The sequence below is a fragment of the Stenotrophomonas maltophilia group sp. vghtpe118 genome, from assembly GCF_052605195.1.
On the sequence record NZ_CP199672.1, the window covers coordinates 3,893,679 to 3,918,734 of the forward strand.

29 protein-coding genes are annotated in these 25,056 nt (G+C 68.0%); 13 read left to right on the plus strand and 16 right to left on the minus strand.

What is annotated here, in order from left to right; genetic code table 11:
* The first annotated feature begins 88 nt into the window (after positions 1-88).
* Entirely contained in the window at positions 89-1,831 is a 1,743-nt protein-coding gene (locus ACUDTM_RS17825; protein ID WP_111007909.1) for a GGDEF domain-containing protein, read from the plus strand.
* A 9-nt stretch (positions 1,832-1,840) separates the two neighbouring features.
* On the opposite strand, the gene ACUDTM_RS17830 is transcribed toward ACUDTM_RS17825, so the two are convergent.
* Entirely contained in the window at positions 1,841-2,347 is a 507-nt protein-coding gene (locus tag ACUDTM_RS17830) for a PaaI family thioesterase (RefSeq protein ID WP_088496565.1), read from the minus strand.
* A gap of 32 nt (positions 2,348-2,379) precedes the next feature.
* A complete protein-coding gene (locus tag ACUDTM_RS17835; RefSeq protein WP_227836618.1) occupies positions 2,380-2,817 on the minus strand; it encodes a hypothetical protein in 438 nt (145 codons plus the stop codon).
* 286 nt (positions 2,818-3,103) lie between these two features.
* Here ACUDTM_RS17835 and ACUDTM_RS17840 point away from each other — a divergent pair, with 286 nt between their 5' ends.
* From ACUDTM_RS17840 to ACUDTM_RS17865, 6 genes are all read left to right on the plus strand, one after another.
* On the plus strand, positions 3,104-3,535 hold the full coding sequence (locus ACUDTM_RS17840; protein WP_072168661.1) for a pyridoxamine 5'-phosphate oxidase family protein: 432 nt from the start codon (positions 3,104-3,106) through the stop codon (positions 3,533-3,535).
* Between the two features lie 94 nt (positions 3,536-3,629).
* The gene (locus tag ACUDTM_RS17845; protein ID WP_180884927.1) at positions 3,630-4,211 is read left to right on the plus strand and encodes an NMCC_0638 family (lipo)protein; all 582 of its coding nucleotides are present in this window, start codon (positions 3,630-3,632) and stop codon (positions 4,209-4,211) included.
* Between the two features lie 204 nt (positions 4,212-4,415).
* Entirely contained in the window at positions 4,416-4,883 is a 468-nt protein-coding gene (locus ACUDTM_RS17850) for a DUF2975 domain-containing protein (RefSeq protein WP_032954010.1), read from the plus strand.
* Positions 4,883-5,107, plus strand: a complete 225-nt coding sequence (locus ACUDTM_RS17855; RefSeq protein WP_188241192.1) for a helix-turn-helix domain-containing protein — start codon at positions 4,883-4,885, stop codon at positions 5,105-5,107. Before ACUDTM_RS17850 ends, ACUDTM_RS17855 begins: the two co-directional genes overlap by 1 nt.
* A 43-nt stretch (positions 5,108-5,150) precedes the next feature.
* Positions 5,151-6,692, plus strand: coding sequence for a TerC family protein (locus ACUDTM_RS17860; protein ID WP_188241191.1), 1,542 nt, complete (start codon positions 5,151-5,153; stop codon positions 6,690-6,692).
* Between the two features lie 120 nt (positions 6,693-6,812).
* Positions 6,813-7,949 carry a metallophosphoesterase gene (locus ACUDTM_RS17865; RefSeq protein WP_072168663.1) on the plus strand — a complete coding sequence of 379 codons (1,137 nt, stop codon included), beginning with the start codon at positions 6,813-6,815 and terminating at the stop codon, positions 7,947-7,949.
* A gap of 117 nt (positions 7,950-8,066) precedes the next feature.
* On the opposite strand, the gene ACUDTM_RS17870 is transcribed toward ACUDTM_RS17865, so the two are convergent.
* From ACUDTM_RS17870 to ACUDTM_RS17890, 5 genes are all read right to left on the minus strand, one after another.
* The gene (locus ACUDTM_RS17870; RefSeq protein WP_088496741.1) at positions 8,067-8,723 is read right to left on the minus strand and encodes a ferric reductase-like transmembrane domain-containing protein; all 657 of its coding nucleotides are present in this window, start codon (positions 8,721-8,723) and stop codon (positions 8,067-8,069) included.
* 81 nt (positions 8,724-8,804) lie between these two features.
* Complete coding sequence (locus ACUDTM_RS17875; protein WP_252745244.1) at positions 8,805-9,539, minus strand: HvfC family RiPP maturation protein; 735 nt, start codon at positions 9,537-9,539, stop codon at positions 8,805-8,807.
* A complete protein-coding gene (locus tag ACUDTM_RS17880) occupies positions 9,532-10,371 on the minus strand; it encodes an HvfB family MNIO-type RiPP peptide maturase (protein ID WP_088496743.1) in 840 nt (279 codons plus the stop codon). The genes ACUDTM_RS17875 and ACUDTM_RS17880 overlap by 8 nt, the downstream gene beginning before the upstream one ends.
* Positions 10,372-10,427: 56 nt before the next feature.
* Positions 10,428-10,904, minus strand: a complete 477-nt coding sequence (locus tag ACUDTM_RS17885; protein ID WP_069139051.1) for an HvfA family oxazolone/thioamide-modified RiPP metallophore — start codon at positions 10,902-10,904, stop codon at positions 10,428-10,430.
* A 100-nt stretch (positions 10,905-11,004) separates the two neighbouring features.
* Positions 11,005-11,649, minus strand: coding sequence for an HvfX family Cu-binding RiPP maturation protein (locus tag ACUDTM_RS17890; RefSeq protein WP_072168667.1), 645 nt, complete (start codon positions 11,647-11,649; stop codon positions 11,005-11,007).
* A 341-nt stretch (positions 11,650-11,990) separates the two neighbouring features.
* On the opposite strand from ACUDTM_RS17890, the gene ACUDTM_RS17895 reads away from it, so the two are divergent.
* The 5 genes from ACUDTM_RS17895 (at position 11,991) to ACUDTM_RS17915 (ending at position 16,886) form a co-directional block, all read left to right on the plus strand.
* Positions 11,991-12,785 carry an alpha/beta fold hydrolase gene (locus ACUDTM_RS17895; RefSeq protein ID WP_072168668.1) on the plus strand — a complete coding sequence of 265 codons (795 nt, stop codon included), beginning with the start codon at positions 11,991-11,993 and terminating at the stop codon, positions 12,783-12,785.
* Positions 12,786-12,788: 3 nt separating this feature from the next.
* Complete coding sequence (locus ACUDTM_RS17900) at positions 12,789-13,334, plus strand: redoxin family protein (RefSeq protein ID WP_072168669.1); 546 nt, start codon at positions 12,789-12,791, stop codon at positions 13,332-13,334.
* Between the two features lie 57 nt (positions 13,335-13,391).
* Positions 13,392-14,132 (plus strand): response regulator, encoded by a 741-nt coding sequence (locus ACUDTM_RS17905; protein WP_072168670.1) that lies wholly within the window; start codon positions 13,392-13,394, stop codon positions 14,130-14,132.
* The gene (locus ACUDTM_RS17910) at positions 14,129-15,442 is read left to right on the plus strand and encodes a sensor histidine kinase (protein WP_188241189.1); all 1,314 of its coding nucleotides are present in this window, start codon (positions 14,129-14,131) and stop codon (positions 15,440-15,442) included. Before ACUDTM_RS17905 ends, ACUDTM_RS17910 begins: the two co-directional genes overlap by 4 nt.
* A 184-nt stretch (positions 15,443-15,626) precedes the next feature.
* On the plus strand, positions 15,627-16,886 hold the full coding sequence (locus tag ACUDTM_RS17915) for an MFS transporter (RefSeq protein WP_439426674.1): 1,260 nt from the start codon (positions 15,627-15,629) through the stop codon (positions 16,884-16,886).
* A 4-nt stretch (positions 16,887-16,890) separates the two neighbouring features.
* On the opposite strand, the gene ACUDTM_RS17920 is transcribed toward ACUDTM_RS17915, so the two are convergent.
* On the minus strand, positions 16,891-17,838 hold the full coding sequence (locus ACUDTM_RS17920; RefSeq protein WP_134968082.1) for a nucleoside hydrolase: 948 nt from the start codon (positions 17,836-17,838) through the stop codon (positions 16,891-16,893).
* Positions 17,839-17,989: 151 nt separating this feature from the next.
* Between ACUDTM_RS17920 and ACUDTM_RS17925 the strand changes: the two genes are divergently transcribed.
* Positions 17,990-18,322, plus strand: coding sequence for a hypothetical protein (locus ACUDTM_RS17925; protein ID WP_439426675.1), 333 nt, complete (start codon positions 17,990-17,992; stop codon positions 18,320-18,322).
* Between the two features lie 92 nt (positions 18,323-18,414).
* On the opposite strand, the gene ACUDTM_RS17930 is transcribed toward ACUDTM_RS17925, so the two are convergent.
* The 8 genes from ACUDTM_RS17930 to mdcC all read right to left on the minus strand — a co-directional run bounded on the left by ACUDTM_RS17930 (position 18,415) and on the right by mdcC (position 25,049).
* Complete coding sequence (locus ACUDTM_RS17930) at positions 18,415-19,134, minus strand: GntR family transcriptional regulator (RefSeq protein WP_353080151.1); 720 nt, start codon at positions 19,132-19,134, stop codon at positions 18,415-18,417.
* Positions 19,135-19,239: 105 nt separating this feature from the next.
* Entirely contained in the window at positions 19,240-20,607 is a 1,368-nt protein-coding gene (locus tag ACUDTM_RS17935; protein ID WP_069139059.1) for an SLC13 family permease, read from the minus strand.
* A gap of 104 nt (positions 20,608-20,711) precedes the next feature.
* Positions 20,712-21,632: a malonate decarboxylase subunit epsilon gene (gene mdcH, locus ACUDTM_RS17940; protein WP_088496419.1), complete on the minus strand. Its 921-nt coding sequence runs from the start codon at positions 21,630-21,632 to the stop codon at positions 20,712-20,714.
* Complete coding sequence (gene mdcB / locus ACUDTM_RS17945) at positions 21,629-22,486, minus strand: triphosphoribosyl-dephospho-CoA synthase MdcB (protein WP_227836623.1); 858 nt, start codon at positions 22,484-22,486, stop codon at positions 21,629-21,631. Before mdcB ends, mdcH begins: the two co-directional genes overlap by 4 nt.
* The gene (gene mdcG, locus ACUDTM_RS17950; RefSeq protein WP_188241186.1) at positions 22,483-23,124 is read right to left on the minus strand and encodes a malonate decarboxylase holo-[acyl-carrier-protein] synthase; all 642 of its coding nucleotides are present in this window, start codon (positions 23,122-23,124) and stop codon (positions 22,483-22,485) included. Before mdcG ends, mdcB begins: the two co-directional genes overlap by 4 nt.
* The gene (mdcE, locus tag ACUDTM_RS17955) at positions 23,117-23,821 is read right to left on the minus strand and encodes a biotin-independent malonate decarboxylase subunit gamma (protein ID WP_065178163.1); all 705 of its coding nucleotides are present in this window, start codon (positions 23,819-23,821) and stop codon (positions 23,117-23,119) included. Before mdcE ends, mdcG begins: the two co-directional genes overlap by 8 nt.
* Before the next feature lie 2 nt (positions 23,822-23,823).
* Entirely contained in the window at positions 23,824-24,732 is a 909-nt protein-coding gene (locus ACUDTM_RS17960) for a biotin-independent malonate decarboxylase subunit beta (RefSeq protein WP_088496417.1), read from the minus strand.
* The gene (mdcC, locus tag ACUDTM_RS17965; RefSeq protein ID WP_065178127.1) at positions 24,729-25,049 is read right to left on the minus strand and encodes a malonate decarboxylase acyl carrier protein; all 321 of its coding nucleotides are present in this window, start codon (positions 25,047-25,049) and stop codon (positions 24,729-24,731) included. The genes ACUDTM_RS17960 and mdcC overlap by 4 nt, the downstream gene beginning before the upstream one ends.
* Positions 25,050-25,056: the final 7 nt, after the last annotated feature.

A 25,056-nucleotide genomic window follows, 5' to 3' on the forward strand; every position in this document is an offset into this window, starting at 1 on the left:
GTGTACCGACGGCCACGGTTGGCCCGTTAGCGGCTTGGCGCCTGTGCAGGCGGCCGCTACAGTGTTCCGCACGACAGGGGAAATGTGCATGGCCCGCAAGGCGTCGCCCATCGGATTGCGGACCTGGGTCTGGATCCTGGCCGGGCTGTTCGTAGTCTGTACGCTGCCGCTGATGGCCATCGCACTGGTGCAGGGCACGCTGCGCTTCACCGCTGCCGAGGACAACCTGGTCAGCCTGCGCCGACTGCAGCAGACCTTCGACCTGGCCAACCGGGTGTCGGCCGAGCGCGGCCCAGCCAACAGCCTGCTGGGAGTCAATACGGCCGATGCGGCCGAACAGGCGCGGCTGGCCGCGCAGCTGGCGGTTGCGCGCAAGCGGGTCGACACCGCCCTGCTGCAACTGGACACCGTGTTCAAGGCCGATCCGGGCGTGGTCGACGAACATGGGCTGCTGGCCGACGCGCAACGTCGCCTGCAGTCGGCGCGGGCCGCGGTGGACCAGGTGGCGGCACAGCCGCACGAAGTGCGCCGGGTGGAAGACGTGGAGCGCGCGATCAGCAGCATGTTCGCCGTGGTCGATCGCCTGCACGTGCTGACCTCGGCGCAGATCAGCGTGCTGGTCAGTGCCGACCGCGAAGCGGCGATCCCGGCGATGCAGGGCCAGGTGCTGATCGACCTGCGCGAGCATGGCGGCCGCCTGGCCTCGAACGTGATGGCGCCGGTGGCGGTACCGGGGGCCTGGCGTGACGAACAGGTGCGGGCGGCATTGCAGACCGAAGGCCGCCTGCTGGAACTGTGGCGGCTGGCAGGCAGCCATGAAGCCGTGTTCCGCAGCGATCCGACGCTGTCCTGGCATTGGGACATGGCACGCCGCCAGTTCTTCGGCGAATCGCTGCCGATGATCGAACAGCTGATCGAAGATGGACGGCGTGGCGTGCCGCCGCCGTGGACCGCCGCCGAGTTCACCACGCGCTACGTACCGACCCTGCGGTCGCTGGAAGCGCTGCGTGACGGTTACCTGAGCGTGTCCATCGCCCGTTTCGAGCGCACCCGCAACCGCGAAGCGACGCGCCTGGTGGTGCTGGTGGCGACCGTGCTTGGCACGCTGGTGGTGCTCGGCGTGGCGCTGCGCATTGCCCATCTGCAGATCCTGCGGCCGCTGCTGCAGGCACAGAAGCAGGTGATCCAGATCGCCTCGGAAGCGCCCGGCCCGGAACAGCACGTGACCCACCCGCTGGCCGAGATGCAGCGCCTGTTCGATGCCATCGAAGTGCTGCGCGAGAAGTCGCGCGAGCGCTCGGCGTTGACCAGCGAGCTGCGCCAGCTGGCCGGCACCGATGAACTGACCGGGTTGTTGAACCGGCGCGCGCTGGACCAGAGGGTGCAGCAGCGCCATGCCGACGGTGGCACCAGCGCGGTGGTGATCCTGCTTGACATCGATCGCTTCAAGGCCATCAACGATGGCCATGGGCATGCTGCTGGCGACCAGGTGCTGGTGCAGGTGGCACAGCTGCTGCAGCGCCACCTGCGCCGCAGCGACAGCATCGCCCGCTACGGTGGCGAGGAATTCCTGGTGCTGCTCGCCGACGGCGATCTGGCCGGCGGCCGCCAGTTGGCCGAGTCGCTGCGCGTGGCCATGCGGCAGCTGGACATCGCACTGGCCGGAGGCAACGTACTGCGGGTCACTGCCAGCTTCGGCGTAGCCGAGGGGGGCACCGATGCGCTGGGCTGGCGCACCCTGCTGCGTGCCGCCGACGCGGCCATGTACCAGGCCAAGGCGCAGGGCCGCGACCGCGTGCGGGTGGCCGGCGGCGGCCGCAACGCACGTTGAGGATACGCATCAACCGATGCGCGCATGCACGCGCCGCAGCGTGCGCGCGATCATCCGCCTCGCGATGGGACGCGGCACCGAGAGACCGCGCCAGCGCAGCGCACCCACCCGGAAGGTGGCGCTGGCGGTGGCCAGTACCTTGCCGGCCGGGTCAGTCAGCCAGCCACGGGTGAAGGCGATGCTGCCCTTGCTGTGCTCGACTTCGCCCCAGCCGATGATCCGCCCCGGCCGTGCCGGGTTGACGAAACTGGTCTTGGATTCCACCGTGACCGCGATGCGGTTGGCTGGCAGGGTGGCGTAGATCGCCGGCCCCATGCAGTCGTCCAGCATCGCTGACAGGAATCCGCCCTGCACGTTGCCCATCGGATTGGTGAGCACCGTCCCGGCGTCGAACTCGACCTGGATGCGACGCAGTGCATCGTCATAGCCGACGAAGCGCCAGCCGAGCAGGGTGCCGGCCTGGGAACGTGGAAGATTACCGTTGACCACGCTGTAGAAGATCGATTCGGGGTTCATGGCGGAGCCTCGTGGGGAGGGGGCAAGGGAACTCACCGGGACAGTGACAGCACGGCCAGCGCGAGGCCGAGGAGCGACAGCAGCACCACGACCGCGCCGGTGGATACCGGGGTACGCGCACCGGTGCGTCGCCGCACGCCGGAGGCGACCAGCACCGGGGGCGCGGTGGCGACCAGGCAGAACAACTGGAACGCCAGCAGCTGTGGCAGCGCGAAGTGACCACCGAAGAAGATCAACCAGGCCAGCATCACGCCGGCACCGGCCAGTGCGATCCACCCGGCGCCGACCACGCGGATGAGTGCCATCAGCAGCACCTGCATGCGCGGTTCGATCTCCGCCCACGACATGCCCACGGCCTGCGCGTGGTAGGGCATGAAGTCGGAACGTTTCAGATAGGCCGCAGCAAACAGCGAGACAATGAAGAACGCCAACAGGTAGCAGCCGAACGCGAGCCAGGCGAACAGATCCATGTGGAGGCCGTGCGGTTGGGGGAGGAGTCGCCGCGTGCACGCCGGCTGCCATGCCGGTCGTGCCACGGGGTTGCGCGATTCTCGGGCACGCCCCTGTTAGCTGGGTGTAGTGCTCCGCAGGGGCGTTCCTCTATCTGCCTTTAACGTAAGCATGGCGGTGTGGAGTGCGTCACGCATGGACCATGCGCCGTATCTCGTTTCCCGTGAAGAGGCCGCAAGTGCTCATGCACTTTCCGGTCACCGCTCTGCGCAGACGCTGGGCGTCCCTCCGATCAAGGACCGCGCCGTGACCCAGCTCACCCTCCCAGAACTTGCCAAGAAAATGGCCGGCATCGATTTCACGATGCTGCAGACCCGCGCCGGTGGAGAAATTGCCGGTCGCCCCATGAGCAACAACGGTGACGTGGACTATGACGGTGACAGCTGGTTCTTCACCATGGAAGACACCGACATGGTGCGCGAGATCGAGGCTGACCCCACCGTCGCACTGGGTTTCTCCGGCAGCAAGTCGCTGCTGGGCAAGCCGCCGCTGTTCGTGCACGTGCAGGGAAGGGCGGCGCTGGTGCGCGATCGGGCCACGATGCGCGAGCACTGGGTGAAGGACCTGGAACGGTGGTTCGAACAGGGAGTGGATACACCGGGACTGGTACTGATCCATGTGCGCGCCAGCCGTATCCACTACTGGGATGGCGAGGACGAGGGCGAAATCACAACCTGATCCCGGCGCGGGGAGGCCGGCGGCAACGCGGCCGTTGCGCGCCGCGCCCGGGCTTTGCCATCCTCCCTGCTGTTTTCCGTACCGTGGAGTTCCAATGCGCCCTGCCTCCTGGCTGATCCTGGCCCTGCTGCCTGCCCTGGCGGCGGCGCAGCCTGCACGTGCACCGAAGGCCAGCGCACAGGCGCAGGACCCTTTCAGTGAGTTGTTCGATACCGCCTGCATGCAGCACATCGGCGCACCGGCGCGGTTGCAGTCGTTGATGGAATCCAACGGGCTGTCACCGCTGCAGCCTGCCGAGGCGGCAACGTTGCTGCAGGGGCAGTCGGGCGTGGCCTGGATGGTGCCGCTGGCCAGCGGCCGCTATGCGGTCAGCTGGGCTGACGATGGCACGTGTACGGTCTACGCCGAAAAGGCCGACGCGGCGGTCGTGCAGAAGGGCTTTGCCCGGTTGGTGCAGGCGGCGCCGACGCCGTTGCAGGCGCGCTCGCTGCCAGGCCGTGGGCCGTTGTCGGCGGACCAGGTGGCGATCCAGTACGGCTGGGCCACGCCCGGGCAGGCCAAGCTGCAGGTGCGTTTCCGGCTGGTCACGCGGCAGGCGGCCGAGGCCGGCGTGCAGGCGATGGCCTCGGTGACGCCGGGCGAAGCGATGCTGGAGCAGACTGCACCCAGCCAATAACGCTGGCCCCGTGCCGCGCAGGCTGCCCAGGCCCGCGATTCAGCCTTTCACGCACGTTGTGATATATCGTTTATCGATAAATCCACCCCGGGGCGGCGAGGCCGCCCCAATGCCGGAGGCCGCTTGACCGCTCGTCCCGCCCGCGCCAGACCCGCGCGAGGCTTGTTCACCCTGGCCCAGGCCGCCGTCCAGGCCGTCCGGGCGATGTGCTGGCTGGGCATCCTGGCCGCACTGCTGGCCGTGCCGCTGGTCGCGCACGACCGTCGCTGGCTGCTCGACAGCGTCCACGATGCCGCTGCCGCTGCTGCACACGGCAACGCGCTGTTCCTGCACTTCTGCCTGGGGCTGGCTGTGATCGTCGCGCTGCTGGTGCTGTGCCTGCTGTTCCTGCGCCATCTGCTGCGGCTGCTGAAATCGGCGGCGCGTGAAAGGCCGTTCACCCACGCCAATGCGCAGCGCCTGCAACGCATGGCGTGGCTGATGCTGGCGATGGAGCTGCTGTCGATCCTGATCGGCGCCTACGCGGCCTGGATGGGCCCGGACTTCAGCTGGATGGAGGTGGGCGGCGGCATGTCGATCACCGGGCTGGTGGCGGTGCTGATGCTGTTCGTGCTGGCACGCGTCTTCGCCGTGGGCGCGGCGATGCGCGATGACCTCGACGGTGTCATCTGATGGCAATCGTCATCACCCTGGACCGCGTGCTGCAGGAACGGGGCATGACCCTGTCCGAGCTGGCCGGTCGCATCGACATCACCCTGGCGAACCTGTCGATCCTGAAGACCGGCAAGGCGCGCGCCATCCGCTTTTCCACGCTGGATGCGATCTGCCGGGAGCTGCAATGCACGCCTGGCGACCTGCTCGGGTACGACCCGGTGCGGGCGCAGGAAGCAGACTGAGTGTTTCTTCTTCTCCCTTACCCACTGACGAAACGGACCTGAAATGGAATGGTTGGCTGACCCCTCGATTTGGATGGGCCTTGCAACCCTGGTCGTGCTTGAGATCGTGCTCGGCATCGACAACCTGGTGTTCATCGCGATCCTTGCCGACAAGCTTCCGCCACACCAGCGCGACCGCGCGCGGGTGATCGGCCTGGCACTGGCCCTGCTGATGCGGCTGGTGCTGCTGGCGGCGCTGGCCTGGATCATGAAACTGACCGCGCCGCTGCTTACGCTGTTCGAGCACAGCTTCTCCGGGCGTGACCTGATCCTGCTGGGCGGTGGCCTGTTCCTGCTGTTCAAGGGCACCATGGAGCTGCACGAACGGCTGGAAGGCCGCGCGCACCACGAAGACGGCAAGAAGGTCTACGCCAGCTTCGCCATGGTGGTGGCGCAGATCGTGGTGCTCGATGCGGTGTTCTCGCTGGACTCGGTGATCACCGCGGTCGGCATGGTCGACAACCTGGGCGTGATGTATGCCGCCGTCACCATCGCGATGGCGCTGATGCTGCTGGCGAGCAAGCCGTTGACCCGCTTCGTCAACAAGCATCCCACCGTGGTGGTGCTGTGCCTGGGCTTCCTGCTGATGATCGGTTTCAGCCTGGTGGCCGAGGGCCTGGGCTACAAGATCCCGAAGGGCTACCTGTACGCGGCGATCGCCTTCTCGATCCTGGTCGAGGCGTTCAACCAGTGGGTGCGTTTCAATCGTGAGCGCAACGAGCGCCGCCAGCCGTTCCGCCAGCGCACCGCTGATGCGGTGCTGCGCATGCTCGGGGCGCGCCCGGCCAACGGCCATGCCGATGACGGCGTGGACGAGCCGGTAGATGCCGAAGAGCGCCTGCAGCCGGCCGAGCACGAGATGATCCGTAGCGTGCTGGGCCTGGCTGACCGGCCGGTGTCGAGCGTAATGACCGTGCGCGCCGATGTGCAGTGGATCGACCTGGCGCGGGGCCAGGAGGATGTGGTGGCCCGCCTGGTGGCATCGCCACACACCCGGCTGCTGGTGGGCGAGGGTGACCTGGACAGCCTACGTGGCGTGGTGCAGAGCCGCGACCTGCTGGCTGACCTGCTGCAGGGCAGGCCGCTGCAGCTGGAAGGCAACCTGCGCGAGCCGCAGTACGTGCTGTCCAGCGCCAGTGCGCTGCAGGCGCTGGAACTGATCCGCCAGCATCCGGTACCGCTGGCGGTGGCGGTGGATGAGTACGGCAGCGTGGAAGGCCTGGTGACCGCCAACGATCTGCTGGCGGCGATTGCCGGCGATCTGGTCGATACCCAGGACGAGCGCTATGGCGTGGTCGCGCAGGGCGAGGACCAGTGGGAGGCCGACGGTGCGCTGACCCTGGACGACCTGCAGCGGCTGACCGGCGTATCGCTGCCACGCAGTGCCGACTACATGACCATCTCCGGGCTCGTGCTGGAGCAGCTGGGCCGGCTGCCGGACACCGGCGATGCGGTGGAGGTGGCGGGTGTGCGCATCACCGTGCTGGCGATGGAGAAGCGCCGCATTGCCCGCCTGCGGGTGCAGCGCCTCGACGGAATGGCTTGACGCCCCTGTTGTTGTAGCGCCGAGCCCATGCTCGGCTGCAGATTGAAATACCGGGCATGGGCTCGGTGCTACACAACACCGCCTGCAGCCGTCACCATGGCGGCCCACTTTCTTTCCAGGATGGTTGCAGTGCTGAGTACGATCGGTTTGTTGATGGGCCTGTATGTCGCCTGGCGCCTGTTCTGGCCACAGCGCATGCCCACTTGGCTGAAGGTCGTGCTGTCGCTGCTGCTGGTGGGCGTAGCCGTGCAGCTGCGTATCGTCGCCACCTTCTGGGGCACCATGGCGTCGCCGGAAATTCCGAAACTGGCCATCGCCACGCTGGCCACCGGCTCCACGGCGGTGTTGCTGTTGGCGTTGCTGATGCTGGCGATGGATGTGGGCCTGCTCGCGTCCCGCTTGCTGCGCTGGCCACGTGCGGTAGCCGCATTGCGCACGCGGCGCTTGCGGCCGGCGGCCGGCGTGCTGGCCCTGCTGGTCAGTGGTTATGGTGTCAGTCAGGGCATGGCAGTGCCCCAGCCCCGGCAGATCGAGGTGAGCGTTGCCGGGCTGCCAGCGGCGTTCGACGGCTATCGCGTGCTGCAGCTGACCGACATCCATGCCAGCCGCCTGCTGACCGGCGACTGGGTGCGCAGGGTGGTGGATGAGAGCAACGCATTGGCGCCGGATCTGATCGTGATCACCGGCGATCTGATCGACGGCAGTGTCGAGGCCCGTCGTGACGACGCGCGTCCTCTGGCCGATCTGCGGGCGCCGGACGGTGTCGTCGCCATTACCGGCAACCACGAGTATTACGCGCAGTACCAGGCATGGATGCAGGCGTTCCGCGCGCTGCACATGCAGGTGCTGGAGAACAGCCACCTGCAGGTACGACGCGGTGATGCAGCGCTGACCATTGCCGGGGTCACCGATCCGGTGGCCGCACGCTACGGCCTGCCGCTGCCGGATCTGGACGCCGCCTTGGCCGGCGCCGATCCCTCTGCGCCGGTGATCCTGCTTGACCACCGCCCGCGCAACGCGCGAGAGGCGGCGGCGCGCGGCGTGAAGCTGCAATTGTCCGGGCACACTCACGGTGGGCAGATCATCGGCATGGACCAACTGGTGAAGCGGGCCAATGGTGGCTTCGTCTCCGGTCGCTACGACGTGGACGGGATGACCCTTTACGTGAGCAATGGTGCGGGTCTCTGGGCCGGTTTCCCGGCACGCATCGGCGTGCCGTCGGAGATCACCCTGGTGACATTGCGCCGCGCGCCGTGACCTGAAGTGGGGCAGATCCCTTTCCGCAGGGGATTCGATGCCGATCGTGCTGGGATCCCTCTGTAGAGCCGAGCCCATGCTCGGCTGAACCAGAGGCAGCCGAGCATGGGCTCGGCTCTACAAGTAACCGCCTCCTTGAGAACTCCGCAGCGGTGGCCGCGCACGCGCGCTTCGGCGCAGTGACTGCGCCCGCTTGGTGATCCAGCGCACCACGAAGGCGGTGAACAGCAGTGCCGACGGCACCGCATACCAGAAGTTGCCTGGCACGCGCTTGAAGTACGAGTAGGTGAACACCGCCGCGATGATCCACATGCCGGACAGGTGCAGGCGACGCCAAGCAGTGGGGCCCATGCGGCGGGCGATCCCCCGATGCGAGGTGATGGCCAGCGCCAGGATGGCGATGTAGCCCACCGTGCCCGGAAGATTGGCCAGCGCGGATCGTGCTGGCCAGAACGCCGGGTTGAGGATGCCGAAACTGGTGATGGCGATGGCATGCAGCAGGTGCGAGAACGCGAAGGACAAACCGACGGTGCGCCGTTCGCGCAGCAGGAACCGGGTGAACGGGCCGGGCAGAAGACTGGCGAACGACGATGCGGTGAACGCCGCCAGGAACAGCAGGAACGATGTGCGTGCAGTGATCCGGATCGCCGCACGGCTGCCTTCGGCTGCATCGGGATACAGGGCGAAGGCCGCCAGCGCGAATGCGATCAGGACCACGGCGATGGCCACGAACAGGCGCCAGCCGTGCAGGAAGGAAGTGTTGGAAGCAGCCATGGTGAGACCTCGAAGCAGGAATGGGGGCACCGGCCGCTGGCCGGGCACCGAGTGGGTAGTGCCGACCGCTGGCCGGCAACCTCAGGAAGCAGGCAATGCAACCAGCACGCCTGCCATGCACAGCTCGCCCAGAACGGGCACGCAGGCCACGCGCAATGCGTCCGTTGCCACGCCATGCGTTTCGGACAGCGTCTGCAGTGCCTCATCCACCGGCGCGCCGTCGTCACCGAAGGCTGATAGCAGCGCGTAGGCCAGCGGTGACAGTTGCTCGACCTGCAGGCTGAAATCGGCGCGGCGCTGGATCAGCAGCAGCGTGGGCGCAGCGCTCGGCACCGGTTCCAGGGCCTCGTCCTCATGCACCGGCCACTGGTAGCCCAGCACCCGCACCAGCGGCGAAACCGCCAGCACATCGCTGCCCTCGGGAACGCGGTGCAGGGACCGCCCGGCGTCACGTGCTTCAATGTGCAGCGACTGCTGCGAGCTCTCGTAGTGCGCCAGTTCCGCTGTCCAGGCCGGGAGTGCCAGCGTGTCCTGTACTGCCAGCCAGGTCGCGAACTCGCCGGCGATCTGTGGGAACAACGGGGTCTGGCAGGCGTGGCGGGCGTAGTAGTGCTCCACCGTGTCGCGCCAGCGTGGCATGCCCAACTGCTGTTGCAGGCGCGGCAGGCTGCCGGCCAGCAGGGTGTCCAGGCTGTCGATGCACAGGCGGCGGTATACCGCCAGCCTGCCCGCCTCGACGCCGTCGGGTGCGGCAATTGCTGGGTCCCGCACATGATCGGCCCAGCGCCGTTGCAGGGTAGCCAGCGACTCAGCCATGGGCCACCTCGGGTGAACGTGCCTCGACCTGCGCTTGGCGGATCTGTGCAACCTCGGTCAGCAACTCCGCCAGCGGCGGAAAGTTGAAGTCGCGTTCGAGCAGCGTCGGGCGCACGCCGACCCGCGCATAGGCCTCGCGCAACAGCGCCCAGACCACGCCTTTCACCGGGGCACCGTGGGTATCGATCTTGAAGCCATCGTCTTCATCGAAATGGCCGGCCACATGCAGCGAGGCGACACGGTGGGACGGCACGCAGGCCAGGAATTCGAAGGCGTCGTAACCGTTGTTGCAGGCGTTGACGAAGACGTTGTTGACGTCCAGCAGCAGGTCGCAGTCGGCTTCGGCGAGCACGGCGTTGATGAAGTCGATCTCGCTCATGTCCGCGCCGGCAACGGCGTAGTAGGAGATGTTCTCCACGGCGATGCGCCGGCCCAGCATGTCCTGCACCTGGGCGATGCGACTGGCGACATGGTGTACGGCTTCGGCGGTGAACGGCAGCGGCAGCAGGTCGTAGACATGTCCGCCGGCGGCGCAGTAGCTCAGGTGTTCGCTGTACAGCTGCACCTGGTGCAGGTCGAGGAAGGCACGGGTCTGTGCCAGCAGGGTGCGGTCCAGCGGATCAGGACCTCCCAGCGACAGCGACAGGCCGTGGCAGGTCAGGGGATGGCGCTCGCTGAGCTGGCGCAGCGCGGCGCCGTGTGCACCGCCGACGCCGATCCAGTTGTCAGGGGAGACTTCGAGGAAGTCGATGGCACTGGCCGGCATTGCCAGCAGTTCGTCGATCAGGCCACGGCGCAGGCCAAGGCCGGCGGCATTGAAGGGCAGGGACATGGCGGATGCTCCAGAGAGAGGGCGCCGCCTTGAAGGCAGCGCCGGTTGGACGTCGATCAATCGGCAACGCGGGAGAACAGGCCCTTCGGCATCGGCTTGCCGTTGGCGGTGTAGACGCTGCGCAGGTAGTCGTGCGCTTCCTGTTCGCTGATGTAACCGTCGTGGTCGGTGTCGATGCGGTCGAACTCGGCGGCACGCTTGGCGGCCACCGCGTTGAACTCGGCACGCGAGACCTTGCCGTCGTGGTCACGGTCGGTGCGGGCAAACGAGGCATCGCCGCACTTGCCTTCGCCACACTGGCCTTCGGCCACCTTGGCCTTGCCGGCGGGCTTGCCGGTGGTGGCCTTGTTGGCCCCGCACTTGCCTTCGCCGCACTTGCCTTCGGCGGCGGCGCTCATGGCGACGGCGCTGATCGCCAGCGGTTGGATCGCTGCGGCCTGGCCGGCCAGCAGCAGGCCACCGGCCAGGGCGATGCCGATGGCACCAATGCGCGGCAGGCGGGAGGAGGGGGTGTTCTTGGTCGAGACGGACATGGTAGTGACTCCTTGGGGATGGCACGCCAGGCGTGCGGGATGGACGTCGCCTGAAGGCGACGGAAACGAAAGGAGGAAGCGCGGGAAGGGGCGAAGCAGGTCAGGCGGTGCGACGACGGCGCAGCGCGTAGCCCAGCAGCAGCACGCCACCAAGCAGGGCGCCGCCGAAGCCGATGCCGGGCAACAGCGCGGCAACCGGCAGCAACAGGGCGATCAGGCTGACGCCCCAGCCCAGGCCGTCATCGCCGACGGGGGCATGCTGTGGGCCGACCAGCAGCCGGTCCACGCTGAGCGCGCCACCGCCGTTGAGGATCAATGGCAGCAGCATGGCCAGGAACAGCAGCGGCAGCTTGAAGTTGCCGTAGCCCTGGTCGGTGATCGCATAGCCCTGCCAGAGTTCACCCAGGCCGCTCCACTGGTCGGGCCAGTGCACGGCGGCGATGGCGACCACCGTCAACACCCAGAAGACGTAGGCCACCGAGCGCGTGGCCAGGCCGAGCAGCAGCATCACCGCACCCACCAGTTCCAGCCAGGTGGCCAGCTGCCAGTTCAACGATGCGGGCAGGGTGGAGAACGGGAACGGGAAGCGACCTTCCAGCTCGGCGAACCAGTTCTGGCCGCCCAGCTTCTCGCGGCCGGACTCAAAGAACTCCCAGGCCAGCAGCGTGCGAAGCGCCAATGGCGAGAGCCAGCGGCCGACGGCGTCCAGGCGGGGGGTATACACGGAAGAGGCGGTGCTGATCATGGTGGTTTCCTGCGGGCCAGTGGTCGATGGAGGCCATTCCAGGCGGCGCAGGTATCGGCAACGTGTGCCGTTGCCCGGGGTTTTGTCAGCGACTGTGGCCGCAGCCGGGGTTTCGTACAGTCGGATACAAAGACGATGCGTGGATGCACATCGATGCGTTGCGCGCACGCGTGCGTGGAACGGTATCCACCCAGTAGCGCCCGGCCAGGCCGGCGCCAGAATGTATCCCACTGTAGAAACCCGCCTGCGCCCTACAGTCCGTTACAACTCCGCGCCGCGAAGAAACAGCGCCGATACACCGGCAGGCGGAAATGACCACTCCCAACACCGGAGTGTCACCCGTGATCCGTATCTCCTCGCTTGCCGCCGCTCTCGCCCTGGCCGGAGCTGCCGCCCCGGCCTTCGCCACCCAGGCCGATACCGCTGCACCGCCCACCGTCATCCTGGTGCACGGTGCCTTCGCCGACGGCTCCAGCTGGAGCAAGGTCATCACCACGCTGCACGACTGGAAGCTGCCGGCGGTGGCGGTGCAGAACCCGCTCACGTCGTTGGCCGACGATGTGGCCGCCACCCGCCGCGCGATTGCCGCCGCGCCCGGCAAGGTGGTGCTGGTCGGCCACAGCTGGGGTGGCACGGTCATCACCGAAGCGGGCAATGACCCGAAGGTGCAGGCGCTGGTGTACGTGGCGGCCTTCGCACCGGATGCAGGGCAGTCTTCGGCGCAACAGGGCGAAGGCTTCCCGGTCGGGCCGGGCCTGGCCCGGCTGCAGGAGAGGGATGGCTACCTGACGTTGCCGGCCGATGCCATCGCCCAGGACTTCGCGCCGGACGTAATGAAAAAGTCGGCAGCACTGCTGTACAGCACGCAGGTCCCGTTGAAGGCCAGCGCGCTGGGCGAGGTGGTGAACATGGCGGCCTGGCGCAGCAAGCCGAGCTGGTACGTGCTCAGCCGTGATGACCGCATGCTGTCGCCACAGCTGCAGGCCGCGACCGCACGTCGCATCGGTGCACAGCTGCAATCGATCGGGAGCAGCCATGTGTCGCTGCTTTCGCATCCGGCGCAGGTAGCCGACAGCATCCTGGAGGCGGCAGGGGTGAAGCCCGCTGAACTGCCGTTGGCCGAGCAGGGGGGCTGAACGATGACCGCACTGCGAGGGTACGCACTGCCGTTGCTGCTGGGCCTGCTCGGCGGAGCAGCGTTGTTGCTGGCCTGGCCCAACCCGGAGGCCGATGCGCAGCCGGCACAGGCCCTTCCCGCTGCCGGGTTCGACGGTGGCGGGCCCTGGCACAACAGCCCACCGCTCACACTGAAGCAGTTGCGGGGGCAGGTGGTGCTGGTCGAGTTCTGGACCTATACCTGCAGCAACTGCCTCAACGTGGCGCCGTATGTCCACCAGTGGAATGCCAGGTACGCGTCGCAGGGCCTGAAGGTGATCGGCGTGCATACGCCGGAGTTCGCCCATGAAGGGCTGCCCGGCAACGTGCGCAGGGCCATCGCACGGTTGGACATCACCTGGCCGGTGGTGCAGGACAACCAGTACCGGATCTGGAACGCCTGGGGCAACCGCTTCTGGCCCGCACTGTACCTGCTCGACCGGCAGGGGCGGGTGGTCTACCGCCATTACGGCGAGGGCGACTACGCACGTACCGAAAGCGAGATCCAGCGCCTGCTGGCCAGCCCTTGAGCCGCGCTACCATGGCCGCGCAGCGCGGCCCTGACCTCCGTCTTCATCGAGAACGCAATGAACCATGTACCGCACATCCTGGTCGTCGACGATGACAGCGAGATCCGCCAGATGCTGGCCGACTACCTGCTGCGCAACGGTTTGCGTGTCAGCCAGGTCGACGGTGGCCGGGCCATGCGCGCGCTGATGGATACCCATGCGGTGGATCTGGTGGTGCTGGACGTGATGATGCCAGGCGAGGACGGCCTGAGCCTGTGCCGCAACCTGCGCGCCGGCAAGCATCGTGCGGTGCCGGTCGTGCTGCTGACCGCCCGCGATGACGAAACCGATCGCATCATCGGCCTGGAAATGGGCGCTGACGACTACGTGACCAAGCCCTTTTCTTCGCGCGAGCTACTGGCACGCATCAATGCGGTGATCCGTCGCACGCAGATGCTGCCGCCGAACCTGCAGGTGAGCGAAGCCGGCCGCCAGCTCGCCTTCGGCGAGTGGCGCCTGGATACCACCGCGCGCCACTTGCTGGACGCACAGGGGACCGCGTATCCGCTCAGCGGCGCCGAGTTCCGCCTGTTGCGCGTGTTCCTCGATCACGCCAATCGGGTGCTCAGCCGCGACCAGCTGCTCAGCCTCACCCAGGGCCGCGATGCCGAACTGTTCGATCGCTCGATTGACCTGCTGGTCAGCCGCGTGCGCCAGCGACTGGGTGACGACGCGCGCGAGCCGACTTACATCAAGACCGTGCGCAGCGAAGGCTATGTGTTCAGCGTGCCGGTGCAGTTGCTGGGGCCGGACGAATGAGCACCGGCGCACGCCATCCACGCTGGCCGCGCACGCTGTCGGCGCGGCTGCTGCTGGTCCTGCTGGGCGGACTCACCCTGGCCCACGCGCTGTCCTTCGGCTTGCTCTTTTTCGAACGCTACCAGTCCACCCGCAGCATGATGCTGCGCAACCTCGACGAGGATGTGGCGGTGAGTGTCGCACTGCTGGAGCACCTGCCCGCAGACCAGCGCGATGCCTGGGTACCACGGTTGGAACGACGCACTTACCGCTACCTGTTGCGTCCAGCCGCGCCCGGGCCGGGGCTGCAGACCGATCGTGCGCGCCAGGTCACGGCGATCATCGACGACAGCCTGCGGCACCGCTATCGGTTGCAGGCGCGCCAGGTGGCTCGCCTGCCGGAGCGGTTTGAGGTGGAACTGCGCCTGCACGACGGCACACCCTTGACCATTGAAGTCACCCCGTCGGGCCTGCCGCTGGCACGTTGGCTGCCCGCCGTGCTGCTGGTGCAGCTGGCGCTGCTGCTGGTGTGCGCGTGGCTGGCCGTGCGCCTGGCCCTGCGCCCGCTGCAGCAGCTGTCGCATGCGGTGGAGCATCTGCAGCCGGGCAAGGACGGGCCTGCACTGCCTGAAGATGGTCCTGCGGAAGTAAGCGGCGCGGCGGCCGCACTCAATGCACTGCAGGCACGCATTCGTGGCCATGTCAGTGAACGCCTGCAGATCCTGGCCGCGATCTCGCATGACCTGCAGACCCCCATCACGCGCATGAAGCTTCGGGTGGAGACCTTGCCGGAAGACGCTACCCAGCAGCGCCTGCTGAATGATCTCGATCACCTTGGGCAACTGGTGCGCGAGGGCGTCGCCTATGCGCGCAGCAGCCACGTCGCCGCTGGCGCGCCGGTGTCGATGGACCTGGGCGCGTTCCTCGCCAGTGTGGTCGGCGACTACGAGGACATGGGCAAGCCGGTCACTGGCGGTGCGCCCGCTGGGCTGGTCGTACAGACCTGGCCGCAGCCGCTGCGCCGGGTGGTCGGCAATCTGGTCGACAACGCATTGCGCTACGCCGGCGCCGCCGAGATCGAGGCGGGTCGCGATGAGGCCGGAAGGGTGTGGATCAGCATTTCCGACCGTGGCCCCGGTATTCCCGAGGGCCAGCTGCAGGCAGTGCTGGCGCCGTTCCACCGGCTGGAAAGCTCGCGCAACCGCGATACCGGCGGGACCGGCCTGGGCCTGGCCATCGCGGTGCAGCTGGCGCAGTCGCTGGGCGGCTCGCTGCGCTTGCACAACCGCGAGGGTGGCGGGCTGCGGGCGGAGCTGCAGCTGCCGGGCTGAGTTGCCCGGCCTTGTGTTCCAGCAAGGATGCTTCTGCTTCGGCCTTGGCGGTGAGCGCTTCAGCGGTCATGAAACCCAGTGCATGCACGCAGCCGACAGCCGATGACCGGCATTTCACCCGGTCCATGCCACGCTGCGCGGAACCTGCCCAACCGGGATAGAGGCTGTTGAAGGCGAATACGCAATGACCGCGGCGCGGCAGCGCTCGATGTGGGTGGCCGGCCTGTCCACGGTGGTGGAGTGGTACGACTTTACCCTGTACCTGTACTTCGCCACGGTGCTGTCGCGGGTGTTCTTCGGCGGTGGCGAGCAGGCGTTGCTGGTCACCTTGGCCGGATTCGCGGTGTCCTACCTGATGCGTCCGCTGGGCGCGCTGTGCTTTGGTCACCTGGGTGACCGGCTCGGCCGACGCTGGATGTTGCTCGCGTCGATGGCGTTGATGGCAGCGGCAATGCTGGCCACTGCGCTGCTGCCGACCGCGGCCACCGCAGGCGCCACGGCCGGCGTGCTGCTGCTGGTGCTGCGCTGCGTGATGGCGTTCTCGGTGGGCGGCGAATATACCGGCGTGGTGGCGTACCTGCTGGAAAGCGCACCGGCGCGCCGACGCGGCCTGGTTACGTCATTGGCCTCGGCCGCCAGCGAAGTGGGCGCCCTGCTGGCGGTGGCGATCTCTGCACTTACCGTCGCGCTGCTGCCCACACCGCAGCTGGACAGCTGGGGCTGGCGGATTCCGTTCCTCGTCGGCGCTGCGCTTGCGCTGGTGATCCTGATTGCGCGTTCGGGCATGCACGAGTCGCCGGAGTTCGAGCGCCAGCGCCGCGAAGGCAGCATTCCCGCCACACCACTGCGGCATGTGCTGCAGCATCATCCGTTGGCGGTGGCGCGCACGTTCGCGATTTCGGCGCTGGGATCGATCACTTACTACGTGGGCATCACCTATGTGCCTGCATTCCTGCACGCGCAGGGCCACGATGAGGGTGACGCACTGTGGCTGTCGACGATCGCGGCGGTGGCAGTGATCGCGATCACGCCCCTGTGTGGCGCATTGTCGGACCGGGTCGGACGACGTCCGGTGTTGTTGGGCCTGACCGTGCTGGCAGCGCTGCTGCCGCTGTCCCTGTTTGCGTGGATGGCACAGGCGACGGCGCTGGGCATCGTGCTGGCGGCGGTGCTGCTGGCCTGCGTGGCCGGCGGTGTAAGCGCGGTGGCGGCCCCGGCCACGGCTGAGCAGTTCCCAGGCGAAGGCCGGGTCAGCGGCCTGGCACTGGGAGTAACAATGGCCACTGCCTTCTTCGGCGGGGCAACGCCATGGCTGGCGCAATGGTGGGTGGAGCGCAGCGGCTGGGCGGCGGCGCCGGGCGCGATGATCGCGCTGGTGGCGGTGCTGGTGCTGCCGGTGCTGTGGACCCTGCCCGAGACGGTCCCGGGCAGGGCCAGACGCTAGCCGGTCAGACCTTCAGGGTCTGCTCGATGTCGGCCAGTACCGCGGCCGCATCCACACCGATGGCGATCGACTGCACCACGTGGCCGTCCCACACGCTGGGGCCGAATGCCAGGCCTTCCGGCTTGGGAATGGTCATGCCGCGGGCAACGCCGTCGGTGGCCACACGCACGCTGGCGCGCTCGAACTGGAACAGTTCCGGGCGGGTCAGCGCGATGCATGCGCAGCAGTCGTGCACGACCATGCCCTTGTGGCCGGCCTGCAGGTAGAAGTCGACGTAATCCTGCGACAGCGCACGGACCAGCTCGGCGTCGGCACCGCCGATGGCGGCCAGCTTATCCAGGCCGTCACGGTCCATTTCCACGCGGGTGGTCACGTCCAGGCCGATCGCGGTGACCGGCCAGCTGGCGGTGAACACCACGTCGGCCGCTTCGGCATCGCCCCAGATGTTGGCCTCGGCGGCCGGGGTGATGTTGCCGTTGACGTGGAAGGCGCCGCCCATGATCACCACGCCGCGTACCAGGCCGGCGATGTCCGGGGCCTGCTGCAGGGCCAGGGCCAGGTTGGTCATGCGGCCGACCGCGACCAGGGTCACTTCGCCCGGATGGGCGCGGACCAGATCGATGATCAGCTGATGGGCCGGGCGGGCATCGGCGGTCACGTCCAGGCTGGCCGGCACCGGGTGGTTGCCCAGGCCGTTGTGGCCGTGGATGTGCACCGGCCAGGCTTCCGGGGTGGCTTCCGGCTGCAGCGGGCCATCGGCACCGCGCGCGACCGGGGCGGCGAAGCCCCAGGCCTGCTTCAGGTACAGCGCGTTGTGCGTGGTCGACTCCACCGAGGCATTGCCGAAGGTGGTAGTGACGCCGATCAGGTCGATCTGGGCGTGCTTGTGCAGGTACAGCAGGGCCAAGGCGTCGTCGACGCCCGGGTCGGTATCGAAAATGACTTTCAGCATGTTGTTGTTCTTCTTCTTCCGTGTGGTGCGAGGGGCGCCGGCGGCCAGGGGCAGGCCGGCACGCCCCCACATTGTCCCATCTTCATGACAGGCAGGGCCATTGCCGGGGTGGCAGGCCATAATGCCCCCAGTCCAGGCATGGTGTCGCCGAATGCTGATCGTTGCCCTTCTGCTGGTCCTGCTGGTGCTGGGCTTGAACGTGGTGGCTACCGTGCTGATCGTCAGGCGTGATGGGCTGTCGGCGGGTGGCCGGACGGTGCAGCTGCTGATGGTCTGGCTGCTGCCGCTGGTCGGCGCCATCCTGTGCATGGCGGTGGCTACGGCCGATGGCTCCGGGATCCGGGGCGACAACAGTTTCGGCGGTGGCTACGATCATCCGGGCGGCCAATCCGGCGACAGCTACAGCCATCACAGCCACAGCAGCTCCGACTGCGCCAGCGACGGTGGCAGCGGTGACGGCGGCAGCTGCGGTGGTGGCGATTGACGAGATGTTCCAGGATGCCGGCCAGCGGCCGGCACTACCAGGGCGTGACCTCGGCTGGGTAGTGCCGGCCGCTGGCCGGCAACCTCATCCGCTCAACCGCCGCCTTTGGTCGGCAAGGGCGCTGGCACGTTCAACAGCCCGCCCGCTGCCACATAGGCGGCCAATGCCTGGCCCTGGCTGAGCAGATGGCGCTCCATGGTGCGTTCGGCAGCCTGCGCATCGCGGCGGCGGAAGCACTCCATCAACTCGCGGTGTTCGGCCAGCGACTGCGCCGTGCGGCCCGGGGTCAGCAGCTGGCGGCCGCGATGCATCTTCAGGATGCGGTGCAGGTCGTGGGTGATGCGGATCAGCCACGGATTGCCCGCGTAATGCTGCACGGTTTCGTGGATCAGGTAGTTGTTGCGATAGTACTCGGCAATGTTGCCCTCGGCCGCCGCCGCTTCCATCGCCGCATGCAGGGCCTCCAGTTGTTGCACACCGGCATCGTCGATGTGCTGCACCGCCTCATGCGCGCAACGGCCTTCCAGCATGGCCATTACCGGGAACAGCTGGTTGAGGTCTTCCAGCGTCAACCGGGTGACCCGGCTGCCACGACCTGCGTCGATCTGTACCAGGCCTTCGGCGGCCAGCAGCTTCAACGCCTCGCGCAGCGGCGTGCGGCTGATGCCCAGTTCTTCGCACAGCGCGGGCTCGTCGATCCACTCGCCCGGCGGCAGCCGATAGTCGTAGATGCGCTCGCGCACGTGGTCGGCCACCTCTTCATACAGAGGTGCGCGCTTCTTCGGTGACCGCGGGGCAGGGGCAATGGCCATGGAGGAAGTGTACCGCCAGGTAGTGCCGGCCGCTGGCCGGCAACCCATGATCGCTGGATGGCTTCATGGGATTGCCGGCCAGCGGCCGGCACTACCGTTGGGTAGTTACATCCAGCCCGGCACCACGAATACCAGCCAGGCCAGCAGCGGTCCAAGCGCCACCACCAGTCCGCTGTAGACCAGGAAGCGGCGGAACAGGGTCTCGCGTTCCTCCTTGGCTGCCGAGGCCACCACCAGTGCGCCATTGGTGGAGAACGGGCTGACATCGACGATGGTGGACGACACCGCCAGCGCGCAGATCACGCCGGCGGCGCTGAGGTGACCCTGCATCAGGAACGGCACCGCCAGCGGAATCGTGGCGCCCAGCACTGCGGCCGACGAGGCGAATGCGGAGACGATGCCGCCGACGTAGCAGACCAGCAGCGCGCCGAGCAGCGGAATGCCGATGTCGGACACGCCATTGCCGATGAAGTCCACCGCGCCGGCATGTTCCAGCACGCCGATGTAGGTCACCACGCCACAGATCAGCAGCACGGTGGACCAGCTGATGCCATCGACCGCGCCCTTCTGGCTTTGTGGCGACAGCAGCGCCAGCGCCACCGCGACGGTGATCGAGACCAGGCCGACGTTGAGGTTGTAGATCAGCGCGGCCACGCCCAGGCCGAGCAGGCCGATCAGGGTGAACAACCGTTCGCGGGTCAGGCCCACCGCATCCAGTGCCGCCGGATCATTGCTGAGCGTGCCGCCGCCTGCTGCGACCAGCGCGCCATGGCCTTCGATCGCGAACTGGCGCGACGACGCCTGCGGGCCACCGGCCATCGCCAGTTCGGCATTGCCGATCGTTCCTGCCGCGGTGATCGAGCCGCGACGCAGCAGGGCGATGCCACCGAAGGCGAAGAAGCAGATCGTCGCCATCATGAAGTTGAAGCCCAGGCTGGTCAGGAACACTGCCATCTCGGTCACTTCCAGCCCAGCCTTCTGCACCACGCCGTTGGTGATGCTGCCGTACACGCTGATGGGCGAGAAGCCGCCGGCCTGCGCACCATGGATGACCAGCAGGCCCATCATCAGCGGGTTGATGTTGTACTGCTTGGCAAAGCGCAGCGCGACCGGGCCGATGATCGCGACCGCCGCCGGGCCCAGCGCACCGAACGCGGTGAGCACCGCGGTGATCACGAACATCACCCACGGAATGGCCACGATATGGCCACGCACCACTTTCACCGCCCAGTGCACCAGCAGGTCGATGGTGCCGTTCTTCTGCGCGATGGCGAACAGGTAGGTGATGCCGACCAGGGTCAGGAACAGATCGCCGGGAAAGCCGGCCAAAACCTCCTTGCCGCCCATGTCGACCCACAGCCCGCCGATGATGAAGGCCAGCGCAAAGGCGACCGCGCCCATGTTGATCGGCATCGCCGTGGCGACGATGAACATGATCACCAGGCCGATGATCGTTGCGATTTGTGGACTCATGCGCCCTCCCAGACACGTGGCTCACGTACAGCGCGGATGGAGACCCGCCATCCCGGGTTAAGGCGACGTACTGCGTGATGCGTGATACGTACTGCTGGAACCCGTTACTGCAGCCGCTCCAGCGCACTGCGGACCCACGCCGCGGCGCCTTCCAGGCTCTGGAACTCTTCCACCGCGCGCACTTCGCAGCACGGATAGGACGGCGCGACCATGCGCGCCAGTGCGTTGCCCGGGCCCAGCTGCAGGAACACCCGCGCGCCGCGCTCGAAGGCCTGGCGCATCACCTGCGCCCATTCGATGCTCTGCGCCAGCTGCGCCGACAGCGTGTGCACCACCGTGGCACGATCACGCACAGGCCGCGCATCGATGCCGGCCAGCAGCGGCAGGCGTGGGGCTTGCAGCGGCGAGGCATCGAGTGCGGCAGCGAACGGTGCGACCGCCGCCGCCAGCAACGGCGTGTGGGCAGGCACGTGCACCGCCAGCGGACGGATGCCGGCACCCTGCGCCCGTGCGGCACCGGCCAGCCGCTGCAATGCGGCGTGCGTGCCGCCCACGATGAAATGGTCCTGCCCATTGGCGATGGCCACGTACGCACCGTGCAGATCGCACAGTGGCTGCAGTACATGGCGCTCCAGGCCAAGTACCGCCTGCAGGCCTGCATCGGCGGGGCTGGCGCCGTCCATCAACTGCGCGCGCTGCGCCGCCAGGGCAAGGCAGGTGGCCGCATCGAAGCTGCCGGCGATGGCATGCGCAGCCAACTCGCCGATGCTGTAGCCGGCGGCCAGCGTCGGCGTTGGCACGTTGTCGCGCAACCCCTGCCACTGAGCCAGAGTGGCCGCGCACAGCAGCGGTTGCGCCTGCGCATTGTCGAAACGGTCGTCGGCCACCGCGGCGGAAAACACATCGCGGCCGAGCACCGTGCTGGCCCGATCAAGGGTGTGGCGCGCGGCCGGAAGATCGCGCACGCGGTCGAACATCGCTGCGTGCTGCGCGCCTTGGCCGGGGCAGAGCAGGGCCAGGCTCATGCGCGCTCCTGCAGCAGCAGGAACCCGCTGCAGGCCAACAGGTCTGCGCTGCCGCCTGGGCTCAGCCGGCGCGCGACGAAGCCATCACCGATGCGACGCAGATGTGTCCGCCAGTCCGGCGCGAAGGTGCCGCCCGCGTCCAGGAAGGTGCGGGCCTGCCGCTGGGCCCAGCGCAGGCCGTCGGTGCCGCCACGGTGCAGCAGGTTGAGGTCATCCACGCACGCGATCAGCTGCATCAGGGTCTGGCACATCGCGGCCTCGCGTGGCAGGCCGCTGGCCAGCGCGTGACGCATGGTAGGCAATGCCACGCCGCGCAGCAGCGGATAGCCGGCGGCCGCTTGTTCGCGCACACCCTGCACGCCGTGCCGTGCGCGCGCGCGCTGGCCAGGGCTGTTCGCATCCAGAGGTGCGTCGGCGAGCTCGGCAGACCAGCGGCGCACTTCCTGGCAGACCTGCTCACCCGTGGCGGCATGGCCCAGGCGGGAGCGACAGGCCGCGGCGGCCGCCACCAGCAGGCCGAGACTGAAGACCGCGCCACGATGGGTATTGACGCCGGCGGTTGCGCGCAGCATCGCGATTTCGGCTGCGATGCCACATCGGCGCAAGGCGTCGAAGTCCGCCCCGGCTGCACCGAGGCAGGCCACGGCGGTGAAATAGTGGCGCAGCGCGAACAGGCTGCGCAGGAATGTGCCGGCGTCCATGTCGTGATGGCTGCCGCTGTCGAATGGCGTGACCAGTCCGGGCTTGGGCGCCAGCGCCAGCTCCGCATGCAGGCTGGCGACGGCGAGGCGCCCCAGGCGCGCGCTGTCCACGGCAGCTGCCGGCCTGACTGCCGATTGCACGACGGCGGTCATGCGCTCACCCCGGCGGAGGCGAACATCGCATCGCGTAGTTCCAGTGCGGCACCATCGAGGCGCTTGACCAGTACCTCGCGGCTGCGTCCGGCGTACTCCCGCCAGTTCACGGCGGCGTCGCCGCCCAGGCACAGCTCGCCATCGACCCGCCGGTCGTGTTCGGCTTCCCATGCCTGTAGCCGTGCAGCCAGGGCATCGGCCTGCGCGGTGGTGTCGATCGGCCACAGCAGATCGACGTCCGAGCGCGCGTGCACATAGCGCAGGCCAGTAAGGTGCTGCCACGCGAAGGCACCGAATACGCGCGCCTCAGCGATGTTCTGCAGCACTTCAAGGGGCCGCCGCCAGTCCTGCGGAACGTCGCCTTTCAGCACCGCCTGGAGTGCCGGCGGCGGTGTGGTGCGCAGCACATCGTGTGCTGGCACGCGCAGGCCCAGGCGCAGTTTGCCCTCGGCGGGCGGCAGCGGCACGCCGAGACGCAGGCGTGGATCGGCATCGTCGGCGGCACGCCGCGCGACGATGGCCGGCCGGCCCTGTGCAAACCAGTCGGCCAAGCGCGACTCATGCGCGGCGATGTCCGCCTGCCAGCCGGCGTGCGCTGACAGCCAGACCAGCGTATGTCGGGGCAGCCGCTCAGGCATCGCCCTGGCTCACGGCTTCAGCCACGCGTGCGGCAAGCATGCGCCCGCCACGTTCGGCTCCGCGCACTGCGCGGCGGTCGCCATGGGCGGGCGTGCGCAGGGCCTGCAGAAGGTGCTGGGCAAGATTGCCCTCCCACAACGATTCCACCGCACCCATCGCCACGTAGTTCTCCACGCCCGGTGCGAACACCGGTGAGGTCTGGCTCAGCGCCTGCAGTTTATCCAGCGGCTGCTTGGTCACCCGGGCCATCGCGCGCAGGTCCATCACCCGCACCTGCGCATCCGGCAGGGCATGGATGTGGTCGGCCATCAGCCCGAACGAGAGGAAGCCGCCACTGACGGATTCACCGTAGACCAGCGTGACCAGTCGGGCGCCACGTCGACGCGCGAGATCCAGCGTCTGCGCCAGGTGCGCGAAACAGCCGTTGATGCCGAGCAGTTCGTCGCGGCGTGCCAGGCGCTGGCCGGCGGTGTCGACCAGCATCACGATCGGTTGCTGCGGATGCGCGGCGGTGCTGGCCAGCACCGTCTCGGCCAGTGCCAGTGCGTGGTCCACGCCCACCTCGAGCTTGTTGGCGGTGCCGATCACAGTCACATCGCCGTTGTCGGTGGTGGCGCTGCCGGTCAGCACCGAATCGCTCACCGCAATGGCATGCCCATGCGGAAACAGGGCATCGAGCAGTGTCTGCAACGGCATGCTCATGGCAGGCTCCGGTCGCCGGTGGCGGTGAGGAATTCATCGGTGTCGAGCAGTGGCAGGCGTTCGGGGTGGGCAATGCCCAGCCGCGCCCAGATCTCCAGGCCATCGCGGCAATCGCCCCAGGCCCGCACGCGCGCCTTCAAGGCCGCATGGCGTTCCTGCAATGCGGCCAGTGCAGCATCCGGGTCAGTGCCGCCCGCATCGGGGTGCAGCGCGTCGCGCGCGGCCAGCGCGAATGCTTCAAGGGCATCGGGCACCAGCACCTGCGCCTGGTCGATCAGGTACCGGTGCTTGCCACCGGTCACACGCCAGACCAGCGCGCGATCGCGTGAGTCGAACTCTTCCACGCCGCGAACGGTTTCGATCACCTCCGGTCCGGACAGCGACATCCGGCCTTCCTCGGACATGATGACCGTGGTGCAGCAGCGGGCAACGATGCCCATGCCACCGAAGGCGCCGTTGCCGCTGCCGATCAGCGCGATCACCGGCACGCCCGCTGCACGCGCGTCCAGGGTGGCGCGCATGATCTCGGAGATCGCAATCAGGCCCGCATTGGCTTCGTGCAGCCGCACGCCGCCGGTATCGAGCAGCAGCAGCACGCCGTCAGGGCGGGTGTGCGCTGCACGGCGCAGCAGCCCGGTCAGCTTGGCGCCATGCACTTCGCCCACGCCGCCGCCCATGAATTCACCCTGTTGTGCGGCCAGCAGCACGTGTTTGCCCTGCAGCCTGGCCTCGCCGACGACGATGCCATCGTCGAACGCGGCCGGCTGGTCGAGCTGGGCCAGGTGCGGACTCATCATCCGTCGCGCCGGGCCGAGGAACTCGTGGAACGAGCCGGCGTCGACCAGCCCGGCGATGCGCTCGCGCGCATCGGCTTCGTAATAGCTGTGGCGCTGTACGTGGTTCATGGCGCGCCTCCGGCCAGCAGGGTTTCCACGGCCTGGTCCAGGCGCAGGCTGACCACGGCCGGGGTTGCACCGGCGTCGTTGATCGAGACGCGCACATCGCGCAGCGGATGACGTTGTGCGAAGTCGTTGATCACCGCCTGCCAGATGCTGCCGAAGCCCTGCGCGGCGGTGATGACGCGCACCGTCATCGCGCCCTGCTGCGCCGCCGGTTCCAGCAGGATTTCCAGGTTGCCCGACGCCAGCACGCCCACCAGCACCGCATCGCGCGCGAAGGGCACGTCGGTGCGGCCTTCGAATCGATAGTCGAGGGTTTCCATGCTCAGC